The organism is Flavobacterium ginsengiterrae (assembly GCF_039539785.1).
In the GTDB taxonomy this organism is placed as follows: domain Bacteria; phylum Bacteroidota; class Bacteroidia; order Flavobacteriales; family Flavobacteriaceae; genus Flavobacterium; species Flavobacterium ginsengiterrae.
The window spans coordinates 554499-566133 of sequence record NZ_BAABDU010000004.1 but is presented as its reverse complement, the minus strand read 5'-3'; the positions used below and the strand labels follow the sequence as shown (position 1 = coordinate 566133).

The window sequence follows — 11635 nt, the reverse complement described above, 5'->3', positions numbered from 1 at the left end:
ACAAGAAATCATGAGCAAGAAATTAATTATAAAGATAGTATCCCTATTTACGATTCTCTTGATGACGGGTTGTCAGAAAGACGATTTTACATTCGGGTCAATAAACACACCTTCTAATTTAAAGGTAACTGCCGAAATTGTTGGTAAATCTGCCGATAATCCAAACGGAGACGGTTCTGGAATTGTGAAGTTTACAGCATCTGCAGATAACGCTATTTCATACAAATACGTATATCCCGACGGAACATTTGATAACGCTCCAAGCGGACAAATTTCTAAAAGATTTACCAAAACAGGAGTTAATACTTATACTGTAACTGTAGTAGCTACAGGTTCTGGTGGAGTGGCAACAAACACAACAATTGATGTTGAGGTAAGAAGTGATTTTAGCGACGATCAGGCCGTTCAGTTACTTACGGGCGGTTCGTCTAAAAAATGGTATTGGGCAGCAGGAGAACCAGGACATCTTGGTGTAGGTCAAAATGATGGTGATGCAGAGAAAAACTTCTACCCTAATTACTACAGCGCAGGTGCATTTGAAAAAGCAGGTTCGCCAAGCAGCAGCTGTTTATACGATAACGTATTAACGTTCTCAGTAGATGGCGATCAGCTTAAATTCCAATTAGATAATGGCGGAGCAACTTTCTTCAACAAAGATTTCCAAAGTGTAGGAGGAGGATCAGGTTTAACTGAAGATACATGTTTAAGTTATAATCCTGGTGGAGCAAAAACAGTTTCTTTAAGCCCTTCTGAATCAGTTGTAATGGCAAATCCTAAACATGCAGAGCAGACTAGAGGTACAACAATGAACTTCTCAGACAATGGATTTATGGGGTATTATATTGGTCAAAGTTCTTATGAAATTTTATCACTTACAGCAAATCGTATGGTAGTGAGAGCAGTAATGGGAGGAAACCCTGCACTAGCGTGGTACCATACTTTTACAACAACACCGCCAAATCAAAATCCAAATCCAACAACTGATTATACAAACTTAGTGTGGGAAGATAATTTTAATACTGACGGAGCGCCAGATCCGGCAAAATGGGTTTATGACTTAGGAAGAGGCGATAACGGCTGGGGAAATAATGAAAAACAAAACTATACCAGCTCGGCTTCAAACATAAAAGTACAAGGCGGAAGTTTAATTATTACAGCTAAAAAAGAAACTTCGGGAGGAGCAGAATATTCATCAGCAAGACTTAAATCCGACGGTAAATATTCATTTACATATGGTAAAGTCGAAGTTCGTGCAAAACTGCCTTCTGGCGGCGGAACATGGCCTGCCATCTGGATGCTGGGGCAGAATTATGCCACTAAACCATGGCCTGCTTGTGGAGAAATTGATATTATGGAGCACGTAGGAAACAATCAAAACGTAATTCACGGAACATTACATTATCCGGCACGTTTTGGAGGAAATGCAGATACAGCTTCTAAAACAATTCCAAATGTATCAACGGAGTTTCATATTTATAAAACTATCTGGAGTCCGGAATCTATCACAATTTATGTTGATGATACCCTGATTCATACAGTGCCAAACAACGCATCTTTACCTTTTAACAGCGGCTTTTTCTTGATTTTTAATGTCGCAATGGGAGGTAATTTAGGAGGAAATATTGATCCTGCTTTTTCACAATCTTCAATGGAGATTGATTATGTGAAAGTATATCAATAAGTTGAGTTAATTAATTAGTAATTCTAAGAAGGTCAGTTTCGGCTGGCCTTCTTAATTAAAGAACGAATATGAATAAAATAATTTTACTGCTTCTTATTTGTAGTTTTTCGTATGCACAAGAAGTCAAAAGAAAATTAGTGTGGGAAGAAAATTTCAATAAAAAGAAAATAAACGAAAAAGACTGGAATTTTGAACTCGGAGACGGTTGTCCAAACTTGTGCGGTTACGGAAACAATGAAAGACAAATTTATACTAAAACCAATCACGAATTTAAAGACGGAAATTTAGTTATTGAAGCCAGAAAAGAAGGCAGTATTTATACATCAACAAAAATAACCACAAAAGGCAAAAAAGAATTTAAATACGGCCGAATCGAAGCCAGAGCAAAACTTCCTATAGGACATGGTTTATGGCCTGCATTCTGGATGCTTGGTGCTAATATTGATGAAGTAAAATGGCCAAAAACAGGCGAAATAGATATTTTAGAGTACATAGGAAGAGATCCTCATATGGTATATACAACCCTGCACACACAGGACAGCCATGGAAACACGATTAACACCAAACGTACAGAATTTCCAAATATTGAAGAAGGTTATCATGTTTACGCTATTGAATGGGATAAAGACAAAATTGATTTTTTTGTAGATACAAACTTAGTCTATACTTTTAATCCCGAAGTCAAAAATGAAGATACCTGGCCTTTTGATAAACCATTTTACATCATTGTAAATTTGGCAATTGGAGGTAATTTTGGCGGACCAGATGTAGATGATTCTGTTTTACCGCAAAAATATTACGTTGATTATGTAAGAGTATATCAATAAAATTATAACAGAACAAAATATAAAAATAAAACAGATGTAAATATTCTTAAATCCTTAATTGTAAGTTATTTATGTCTGTTTTTTAATCGTAAAATTAACTGTTAAAAAACAGCTTTTTTTAACGATTTTTGGTAAAATCAAACTTTCCGGCAAAAAACTTAACGATTTATTGTTAATTATTATTGCATTTGTTTGCTTTTTAAAATAATTATTTGTTAAATTTGATCACAATATTAACATAACTCCAAAAAAAGATCCGCCTATTACATAAAATTACTTTTTAGAAAAATTACTCCAAATTATTAAAACTAAAAAAGTAGTATTATGGCTGATCTGCATACTCCAGACGCTCTATTAGTAAAAAAATATGTTGACGGAAGCGAAGCTGCTCTGGCAACATTAATTAAAAGACACGAATCTAAGATATATGGTTTTATATATTCTAAGATTGCTGATAGAGATATTTCAAATGATATTTTTCAAGATACATTTATTAAAGTAATTAAAACTTTAAAAAGTAATTCCTATAATGAAGAAGGTAAATTTCTTCCTTGGGTAATGCGTATTTCGCACAACTTAATTGTGGATCACTTTCGCAAAACTAAAAAAATGCCAATGTATAGAGAAACCGAAGAGTTTTCAATCTTCTCAATCATGTCTGACGATTCGTTAAACATTGAAAGTAAGATGATTGTAGACCAAGTTGAGGTAGATCTAAAAAAACTGATTGAAGAACTTCCTGAAGATCAAAAAGAAGTCTTGATTATGAGAATGTATCAGGACATGAGTTTTAAAGAAATTTCAGAATTGACTGATGTAAGTATTAATACTGCATTAGGAAGAATGCGTTATGCATTAATGAATTTGAGAAAAATTATAGATAAACATCAAATTATTTTAACCAACTAATACTAATTTGAATATTAGCCCGTTATACTATAATAAAACACTAACATAGTATGGCGAAAATTTACTCAAAAAAAGCATTAGCTTCTCAAGATTTAAAACCTAAAAAAGAAGTAGTTTCTTTTTTATTAAGTTATTCACAAGCACTTAAGGTTGTGAAAATTGAAGACAAAAGTTTTGAAATCATAGCTAACTAAACAGCCCGCTGCTCTGGTCGGATGTTTATTTCGAAAGAAAAACCAAATGGTCGTTTTGGTTAAAAGCTCACTATTTGTATGCAAATACAAGTAGTGAGTTTTTTTTATGGAATTAAATTACCAAAAAATAAAACCTGTAAGTTTTTTGGTGGTATTTTATTATTATTTGTTAAAGTTTATTGTTTTTGGGTGTATTTGTTAGTTTTTTCAATTATTAATTTTATTTTAGTTAAAAAGTAGTTTTAACTTCATCAAAAATGAGGAATGCTTGCTTTTAAAATAAAATGTGTGTAAAAATAATCAACCAACCAGTAATAAATGTTTAATAAATAACCAATAATTCTATGGCGAAAAACTACTCCTCTCTATTTTAGTTTTGTTCCTTACAGACCTTAATACTTATTAAGATCAAGATTATATCGTAAATCTTGAAACCCCCAGTCTATTAACTACAAAACGTATAAGAAATGAAAAATAACCTTATGATGTTATCAATGTTTCTATTGATGACAATGGGAGCATTTGCTCAAAAAGAACAAATAAAAGAAGCACAATCCTTATATGATAAAGGAAAAAACGAAGAGGCATTAGCTGTTTTGAAAAAAATAGAATATCTTATCGTTAATGCTTCAGATTCTGATAAATCAGATTTCTTCTTTATAAAAGGAAATGTATGTAAAGATTTAGCAGCAAAAAATATAGATGCTGTTACCAATTTCGCTTTGGCATCAAGTGCTTATCAGGATATTCTTTTATATGAAAACGATTCCCGAAACTACAAATATGCTTTTAAAGCCAATCAGGCATTAAAGGCTATGAAATCGACACTTGTTGATGGCGCTTACAGTGATTATAAAGCAGGAAAATTCAAAGAAAGTGCTGCTAAAAGTTATGAAGTATATCAAATAGATAAAAAAGATACTTTAAACCTTTTTAATGCAGCAGGCTCTTCTTTAAACGGAAAAGATTATGTTTCTGCTATAAAATATTATGAAGAGTTAAGAAAGATAAATTATACCGGAAAAGGAATGATTTTTTATGCCACTAACAAAAAGACAAAGGTTGAGGAAGCGTTTATTTCAATGAGTGCCAGAGAATCAAATATTGAGGCGGGATTGTATGAAAAACCAAGAAATTTTTATCCGCCTTCTAAAAAAGAAGAAGTTCTTCTTTCATTAGGATACTGTTATTTAGAAAGAAACGATTATGTAAATGCTGCTAAATATTACGAAAGTGATTTACAGTTAAATCCAAATTGTTTAGACTGCTGTATTAATCTTGCTTATGTCAAAATGCAGTTAAAAAAGGAAGTTGTAGACCAAATGAGTCTGTTGGGTAACACTCCAAAAGAAATGAAAGAATACGATAAATTAAGTATTCAAAAAGACGAGATTGTAAAAAGTGCCATTCCATATCTAAAAAAAGCGCTGGTAATCGAACCTAAAAATGAAGAAGCAACAAAAACACTTTTGGGAGTATATCGAGCACTTGATATGACAAACGAATACAATGCTTTAAAAAATAGTCAATAAATAAAATTTAGAAGCTGCTAAACTTTCTTTTTAGCAGCTTCTTCTATAATAGATTTTTTACCCACAGTTCTGGTAATAATATCTTTTTCAAGACTCCATCCGCGTGCAGGCGAATATTCACGTCCATACCAAATAATCTGCAAATGCAAATCGTTCCATAAATCTCTTGGAAATAAACGTTTAGCATCTTTTTCGGTCTGTGCCACACTTTTTCCATTTGACAAATTCCATCGGTACATTAGTCTGTGAATGTGTGTGTCTACAGGGAAAGCCGGAACTCCAAACGCCTGAGACATAACTACACTCGCTGTTTTATGTCCTACAGCCGGTAAAGCTTCCAGCGCTTCAAAACTCTGGGGTACTTCACCATTATGTTTTTCAATTAAAATTTCAGATAAACCATGAATCCCTTTCGATTTCATTGGTGATAAACCGCAGGGACGAATAATTTCTTTGATTTCTTCAACAGACATTTTTACCATATCATACGGATTATCAGCCTTTGCAAACAAAATAGGTGTAATCTGGTTTACACGTACATCCGTACATTGTGCAGAAAGTAAAACAGCGATTAATAAGGTATAAGGGTCTTTATGATCTAGCGGAACGGGTATAATAGGGTAGAGTTCTTTTAACGTATTTATAACAAATTGTACGCGAGCTTCTTTATTCATTTTCGTAATTTAAATATTGGTAAAAATAAGGAATTATACTTTATAAGTTATCTTTGTAAATGAATCTAAAATCTAAATCAACAATCTAAAAATAAAATGATATGACAACATTAAAAGCCGGAGATAAAGCTCCAGTCTTTTCAGGAACTGATCAAGACGGAAAAGCACATAAACTGGCAGATTATGCCGGAAAAAAATTAGTAGTGTTTTTTTATCCAAAAGCAAGCACACCGGGTTGTACTGCAGAAGCCTGCGATTTAAGAGATAATTTTCACCGTTTTCAGGCAAATAATTACGAACTTCTTGGTGTAAGTGCCGACAGCGAGAAAGCGCAGATAAAATTTAAAGAAAAATATGAGTTGCCTTTTCCTTTAATTGCCGATGAAGACAAATCAGTAATTAATGCTTTTGGAGTTTGGGGACCAAAGAAATTCATGGGAAAAGAATATGACGGAATCCACAGAACGACTTTTGTAATCGATGAAAAAGGAATTATCGAAGAAGTAATCGAAAAGGTAAAAACAAAAGAACACGCATCTCAGATTCTTAAATAAAGTGTTTTTGTTTTAGGTTTTTTAACCGCAAAGCACGCAAAGTTTTTATTTTGTAGAAATCATTTTTGTGCGTAAAAAGTTCGCAAAGCTTTGTATTAATAAAGCTTTGCGAACTTTTTGTTTTATTAAAATCAAAGTCTGTTAAAAAACTTAGCGTGCTTTGCGGTTAAAAAATATGGAGTAAGTACTTAAAACTGGAAACTAAAAAAAGTCCCAACAAAGGGACTTTTTTATTATGCGTTTTCTTCCAGTTCTTTCTGCGGATGATATCCAAAAAGATGATGCTCTTTTATGATTTCTGCAATACCAGACGGAAGCATTGGTTCCCAGCCTTTTTTGCCCTGATTGATCATTTTTAAAACCTCACGTGAGAAAACTGATAAGTTGTCTGGATCGTAGTTTTCAATGTCAACAACCTTTCCGTTAAATTTAAAGAACTTGTATAATTCTTTCATTCGAGGATGTACTTTTAAGTTGTTTGAATTCATTAATACGCCATCTTCGTCCAGCATTGGATACAAGAAAACCTTCATATCTCTGTAGAATAATTTTCCAAAAGCCTCCAGAATTCCTCCGCTTAAATGACGGTAGTATTTCTCATCAAATATATCAACAAGGTTGTTTACACCCATTGCAAGTCCCATGCGGGATTTGGTATAATTTGCAAAGTATTCAACGACTTTGTAGTATTCCTGGAAATTAGAAATCATAACCGTTTGTCCTAACGAACAAAGTAATTCTGCTCTGTCCATAAAGTCACGCTCATCAATTTCTCCATCAGAACGTAAATTCGAAAGCGTGATTTCAAAAACAACAAGAGTATTATTTTTTTCAACCTTATTTTCTTTGAGAAACATTTCTAATGATTTCTCATACATATCCATATTAACTTTGGTAACCGGACGGAAACTACCTCTTAAAGCTAAAAGGTTCTTTTTGTAAAGAATAGCGGCCGGAAGAATGTTTTTTCCTTCAGGATTAAACATTACGGCATCCGTCATTCCGTTTTTAACCAGCTGTAAACTCATTAAGCGGTTGTCAACATCAGCAAAACGAGGACCAGAAAAGTTAATAGTATCAATCTCTAACTGATCTTTGTCTAAGTGGTCGTATAAATAACGCAGTAAGCGTTTTGGATCATTGTATTTGTAAAAAGCGCCATAAATTAAGTTTACACCTAAAATTCCTAAAGTTTCTTGTTGTAAACGGGCATCAGTTTCTCTAAAACGAATATGAAGAATAATTTCGTTATAAGCTTCGTCTGGTTCTATCTGGTATCGAATTCCAACCCAGCCGTGGCCTTTAAATTGTTTAGCAAAATCTATTGTGGCTACAGTGTTGGCGTAACTAAAAAAAAGTTTTGTAGGATGTTTTTCTCTGCTTAAACGCTCTTCGATGATCTGGCCTTCGTGGGTAAGCATTTTTTTTAAACGTTCTTCGGTTACGTATCTTCCATCGCTTTCCGTTCCGTAAATTGCATCACTGAAATCTTTATCATAGGCAGACATCGCTTTTGCAATTGTTCCTGAAGAACCTCCGGATCTGAAAAAATGTCTAACTGTCTCTTGTCCAGCCCCAATTTCAGCAAATGTTCCGTAAATATTCTCGTTTAAATTAATGCGTAATGCTTTGTCTTTTATAGAAGGAATCTGTTCGATGACCCTGTCACCTTTGAGTTTTATTTCTGTACCCATTTTATTTTAAATAGATTTGTTACAAAGTTAGTAAATTAGGCTTCTAATGAAAGAGAAATAATCCTATTTTTGTAAAAAAATTAAGTTCAATTGAAGGTCTATTTTTTAGGTACTGGTACTTCTCAAGGCATTCCAATCATCGGAATCGATCATCCTGTTTGCAAAAGCACTGATGCTAAGGACAAAAGACTCCGTGTATCCATCTGGATTACATGGGAGGAGCATTCGTATGTAATCGATTGTGGTCCTGATTTCAGACAGCAAATGTTGTCTTGCGGATGTCGTAAACTCGATGCCATTTTATTTACACACGAACATTCAGATCATACTGCCGGATTAGATGATATTCGTCCGTTTAATTTCAGACAGGGCGAAATTCCAATTTACGGACATAAACGCGTTCTTGATAATTTAAGGCGCCGTTTTGATTATGTTTTCGAAACCGTCAACAAATATCCGGGTGCTCCAAGTGTTAAAACTATCGAAGTTAAAAACAATGAATCTTTTGCTGTTGGAGATAAACTGGCAGTTCCCATAAATGCGATGCACGGCGATTTGCAGGTGTTTGGATACCGAATTGAAGATTTCGCGTATTTAACCGATGTAAAAACAATTGAGCAGGCTGAAATTGACAAACTAAAAGGTTTAAAAGTTTTGGTTGTAAATGCTCTGCGCGTAGAACCGCATGATACCCATTTTAATTTGCAGGAAGCACTTGATTTTATTAATCTGGTAAAACCAGAAAGAGCTTATTTAACGCATATAAGCCATGTTTTGGGCTTTCATGAAGAAGTACAGAAACAACTTCCCGAAAACGTTTTTCTGGCTTATGATAACTTAGAAATTACAATTTAATTATACCACAAAATGAAAAAATCCTTAATGCTTTATCTTTTTATCCTCGCGATATTAATGAATGTTTTTACATATATGTTTTACAGCCGTGAAGTAAAATTTGGCGAAGAAAGATATGAAAAAACGACTAAAAAGCTGAGAGATAGTATCAATCTGGTATCGGCTAAATTAGCAGAAGCAGATTATTTTTCTTTGGAACACAATGAAAATGCACAAAATTATTTCGACAACAGTGCATCTGGCGGAAAAGTGATTTTATTTGAAAAACTGATTCCGGTTGTTACAGAAAAATTACTTGATTTTAATTCCAATCCAAAAGGGAATCCGTATACAGGACAAGACCAAATTGGACCAAATAAATTTATTATTAACAAAGTAAAAATCTTAAACCATAGATGGATCATTGCAGATTACAGTAATGGAGAATTATGGGGAGAAGTCTTGTTAAAATACTTTGTTGATAATGATGATAACATTACCTTTGAAGTAAATCAAACTTGGTTATATCAAAAATAGGATTTTAAATCCTATTTTTTTTTGACCACAAATTAATAGGATATATGAAAAAGATGTTTTTGTTTTCGATTATTGTGACCGCTGCAATTTCATGCGGGAAAAAAGTTTCTCAGGAAAATGTTACGACAAAAGAAACTAAAAAAGAAGCTGTTGCAGGTGCTGATTCTGATTCTCACGGATGCAAAGCTTCTGCAGGATATACCTGGTCTGCGCTTAAAAAAGAATGCATAAGAATTTTTGAAGGAACGAAATTATCGCATTATGATGACGGTAAAACGTATACAACAGCATCTTACGTGATTTTTGACGGAAATAAAGCCGAGCTTTTCTTAGACACTCAAAAAGAATCTATTATTTTAGAAAGAAAATCGGAAGGCGATTCGTGGGTAAACGGCGATTGGCAGTTAATTCCGTGGAAAGGATATGTTTTGAAAAAAGATGGTAAAATTCTTTATACAGGAAATTAAATTATTCAAAATGGAAGAAATTAACAGACTTATTTCGGCATCAAAAGATAAAAAGTACTACAGCCATTCGATAAAAAATTTAAGTGATAAAAAACTAGCTAAACTAGAAAAGCTGGCATTAAAACTTGAAGAAGCTGGTGCTGAAAATCCATTAAATTGGGCTTTTAGCGAAATAGAAGAAGATATTCCGCAGTTTGGTAGATTTTTAATTTTGAAAAATTTCTACGATATTATTCAGTCAACTGAAAGCAATATTTCATTAGCTAAAGATTTTGACTCCGAAGCAGAAAAAAAATATTCAGAGATTAAGAATATAGTTGGTGAAGAAAAATTGAATGTTTTTTTGAAGACTTTTTCTAAAGGAATTATAAGTAATGTTATTGATTTTCTTGATGATGGAAATTGTAGTTCTGATAATGAAATAGGCTGGGCACTAGTAAAAACAGATAAAGAAGGAAATTTAACAAAAAAAATTATATCCGGACTTCACGAAGATTTTCCTGATTTTGAAGAAGAATTGAAAAGGAAGGAAGATAAAGGTATTTAATCTGGATGTCTTAAAAAAAAATGTCAAAGCTTTAAACTTTGACATTTTTTATAAGATAAATATTAAACAGCCAGCCAATTCTTAAAATCAAAGAAATTCTGCGGCGCTACGCCGTGTCCAACCGGATATTCTTTATAAACAACCGGAATATTTAATTTTTCTAAAACTGCCGGAGTTTTTCTTGCCCACTCAATCGGAATAACCTGGTCTACAGTTCCGTGAGAAGCAAATATTTTTAGATTTTTAAAGTCGTTATTTTCATAGCCTTCTTTAATGATTTCTTCGTTGAAATAACCACTCATGGCAACAACACGCTGAATTTTTTCAGGATAAGAGAGTGCCGCTGCATAACTTAAAATTGATCCCTGGCTGAAACCAATTAAAGTTACATTTTGAGCGTCAATAGGGTAATTTGCAGTTAATTCATCAATAAATTTAGCAATTAAATCGCGAGAAGTTTTTGCCTGCTCATTATCAGAAAATTTATTCTGATCGGCATCAAAATTAATGGCGTACCAAGCGTAAGCACCATATTGCAAATCGTAAGGCGCTCTGGCAGAAATTACATAATAATTATCGGGAAGTTCTGTTGCAAACGAGAATAAATCAGCATCGTTGCTTCCGTATCCGTGTAATAAAAGCAACAACGGATTTTTATCTAAAATTACTTTTGGTTCTTGTATTTTATATTCTAAAGATAGATTCATTTTTTTAGTGTTCAGTGTTCAGGTTTTTAGTGATCAGTCTTGTTTTGCGGTCACAATTTCAGCTCGAACTTTGTCAAAATTTTAAACTTTGACAAATTTATCGACGTTTAATTGGAATTTGGATTTTTTTAAATTGGAAATTCAACCTCGTTATCCAATCGATTTAAACCATTTTTGAAACAATTCTCCAACCAAAGGAATTGGTCTCATTTGTCCTTGAATGGCAGTAAAAATACCATAAGTCCATAAAATAGAAACACAAATCCACATTGGGAAAGTGATAAAGAAGCTGTCAAAATTGCTTGTCAGTGCTCCAAAAGAGATAAAAGTAAGCGAAAGTCCCAAAGCTTGACGAATATGAAAAGAAGCAAAAGAGTTTTTATTTTCAGAATTCATAGACATTGCAATAAGTACCCCAACAATTAAAATATAACTGGTTATCGCAATTGATTTTCCTTCTTCGACTGTATTATTCATT

14 protein-coding genes are annotated in these 11635 nt (G+C 33.2%); 10 read left to right on the top strand and 4 right to left on the bottom strand.

Annotation, left to right across the window (positions count from 1 at the left end; genetic code table 11):
* Positions 1-10: 10 nt before the first annotated feature.
* From ABD859_RS12970 to ABD859_RS12950, 5 genes are all read left to right on the top strand, one after another.
* Positions 11-1681: a family 16 glycosylhydrolase gene (locus tag ABD859_RS12970; protein WP_345144928.1), complete on the top strand. Its 1671-nt coding sequence runs from the start codon at positions 11-13 to the stop codon at positions 1679-1681.
* Between the two features lie 68 nt (positions 1682-1749).
* On the top strand, positions 1750-2508 hold the full coding sequence (locus ABD859_RS12965) for a glycoside hydrolase family 16 protein (RefSeq protein WP_345144926.1): 759 nt from the start codon (positions 1750-1752) through the stop codon (positions 2506-2508).
* A 324-nt stretch (positions 2509-2832) separates the two neighbouring features.
* Positions 2833-3417: an RNA polymerase sigma factor gene (locus ABD859_RS12960; protein ID WP_345144924.1), complete on the top strand. Its 585-nt coding sequence runs from the start codon at positions 2833-2835 to the stop codon at positions 3415-3417.
* 50 nt (positions 3418-3467) lie between these two features.
* Complete coding sequence (locus ABD859_RS12955) at positions 3468-3611, top strand: hypothetical protein (RefSeq protein WP_345144922.1); 144 nt, start codon at positions 3468-3470, stop codon at positions 3609-3611.
* 467 nt (positions 3612-4078) lie between these two features.
* Positions 4079-5143, top strand: coding sequence for a tetratricopeptide repeat protein (locus tag ABD859_RS12950; RefSeq protein ID WP_345144920.1), 1065 nt, complete (start codon positions 4079-4081; stop codon positions 5141-5143).
* 17 nt (positions 5144-5160) lie between these two features.
* On the opposite strand, the gene ABD859_RS12945 is transcribed toward ABD859_RS12950, so the two are convergent.
* Positions 5161-5817: an endonuclease III domain-containing protein gene (locus tag ABD859_RS12945; protein WP_345144919.1), complete on the bottom strand. Its 657-nt coding sequence runs from the start codon at positions 5815-5817 to the stop codon at positions 5161-5163.
* A gap of 101 nt (positions 5818-5918) precedes the next feature.
* On the opposite strand from ABD859_RS12945, the gene bcp reads away from it, so the two are divergent.
* Positions 5919-6371: a thioredoxin-dependent thiol peroxidase gene (gene bcp / locus ABD859_RS12940; RefSeq protein WP_345144917.1), complete on the top strand. Its 453-nt coding sequence runs from the start codon at positions 5919-5921 to the stop codon at positions 6369-6371.
* Positions 6372-6604: 233 nt separating this feature from the next.
* Here bcp and ABD859_RS12935 read toward each other — a convergent pair whose 3' ends face one another.
* Positions 6605-8065 (bottom strand): TonB-dependent receptor, encoded by a 1461-nt coding sequence (locus tag ABD859_RS12935; RefSeq protein WP_345144915.1) that lies wholly within the window; start codon positions 8063-8065, stop codon positions 6605-6607.
* A gap of 90 nt (positions 8066-8155) precedes the next feature.
* On the opposite strand from ABD859_RS12935, the gene ABD859_RS12930 reads away from it, so the two are divergent.
* From ABD859_RS12930 to ABD859_RS12915, 4 genes are read left to right on the top strand one after another with little or no spacing between them, the layout of a single operon-like run.
* Positions 8156-8920: an MBL fold metallo-hydrolase gene (locus ABD859_RS12930; RefSeq protein WP_345144913.1), complete on the top strand. Its 765-nt coding sequence runs from the start codon at positions 8156-8158 to the stop codon at positions 8918-8920.
* A 12-nt stretch (positions 8921-8932) separates the two neighbouring features.
* A complete protein-coding gene (locus tag ABD859_RS12925) occupies positions 8933-9436 on the top strand; it encodes a hypothetical protein (protein WP_345144912.1) in 504 nt (167 codons plus the stop codon).
* Positions 9437-9480: 44 nt separating this feature from the next.
* Entirely contained in the window at positions 9481-9903 is a 423-nt protein-coding gene (locus tag ABD859_RS12920; protein ID WP_345144910.1) for a hypothetical protein, read from the top strand.
* A gap of 10 nt (positions 9904-9913) precedes the next feature.
* The gene (locus tag ABD859_RS12915) at positions 9914-10450 is read left to right on the top strand and encodes a hypothetical protein (protein ID WP_345144909.1); all 537 of its coding nucleotides are present in this window, start codon (positions 9914-9916) and stop codon (positions 10448-10450) included.
* A 62-nt stretch (positions 10451-10512) separates the two neighbouring features.
* Here the strand turns inward: ABD859_RS12915 and ABD859_RS12910 are convergent, their stop codons facing one another.
* Positions 10513-11157 (bottom strand): alpha/beta hydrolase, encoded by a 645-nt coding sequence (locus ABD859_RS12910; protein ID WP_345144907.1) that lies wholly within the window; start codon positions 11155-11157, stop codon positions 10513-10515.
* A gap of 150 nt (positions 11158-11307) precedes the next feature.
* Positions 11308-11634, bottom strand: coding sequence for a hypothetical protein (locus ABD859_RS12905; protein ID WP_345144905.1), 327 nt, complete (start codon positions 11632-11634; stop codon positions 11308-11310).
* Position 11635: the final 1 nt, after the last annotated feature.

What these genes read in the sequence shown, in the direction of transcription:
- ABD859_RS12970 (WP_345144928.1), top strand. Translation starts at nt 11, where the DNA reads ATGAGCAAGAAATTAATTATAAAGATAGTATCCCTATTTACGATTCTC.
- ABD859_RS12965 (WP_345144926.1), top strand. Translation starts at nt 1,750, where the DNA reads ATGAATAAAATAATTTTACTGCTTCTTATTTGTAGTTTTTCGTATGCA.
- ABD859_RS12960 (WP_345144924.1), top strand. Translation starts at nt 2,833, where the DNA reads ATGGCTGATCTGCATACTCCAGACGCTCTATTAGTAAAAAAATATGTT.
- ABD859_RS12955 (WP_345144922.1), top strand. Translation starts at nt 3,468, where the DNA reads ATGGCGAAAATTTACTCAAAAAAAGCATTAGCTTCTCAAGATTTAAAA.
- ABD859_RS12950 (WP_345144920.1), top strand. Translation starts at nt 4,079, where the DNA reads ATGAAAAATAACCTTATGATGTTATCAATGTTTCTATTGATGACAATG.
- ABD859_RS12945 (WP_345144919.1), bottom strand. Translation starts at nt 5,817, where the DNA reads ATGAATAAAGAAGCTCGCGTACAATTTGTTATAAATACGTTAAAAGAA.
- bcp (WP_345144917.1), top strand. Translation starts at nt 5,919, where the DNA reads ATGACAACATTAAAAGCCGGAGATAAAGCTCCAGTCTTTTCAGGAACT.
- ABD859_RS12935 (WP_345144915.1), bottom strand. Translation starts at nt 8,065, where the DNA reads ATGGGTACAGAAATAAAACTCAAAGGTGACAGGGTCATCGAACAGATT.
- ABD859_RS12925 (WP_345144912.1), top strand. Translation starts at nt 8,933, where the DNA reads ATGAAAAAATCCTTAATGCTTTATCTTTTTATCCTCGCGATATTAATG.
- ABD859_RS12920 (WP_345144910.1), top strand. Translation starts at nt 9,481, where the DNA reads ATGAAAAAGATGTTTTTGTTTTCGATTATTGTGACCGCTGCAATTTCA.
- ABD859_RS12915 (WP_345144909.1), top strand. Translation starts at nt 9,914, where the DNA reads ATGGAAGAAATTAACAGACTTATTTCGGCATCAAAAGATAAAAAGTAC.
- ABD859_RS12910 (WP_345144907.1), bottom strand. Translation starts at nt 11,157, where the DNA reads ATGAATCTATCTTTAGAATATAAAATACAAGAACCAAAAGTAATTTTA.
- ABD859_RS12905 (WP_345144905.1), bottom strand. Translation starts at nt 11,634, where the DNA reads ATGAATAATACAGTCGAAGAAGGAAAATCAATTGCGATAACCAGTTAT.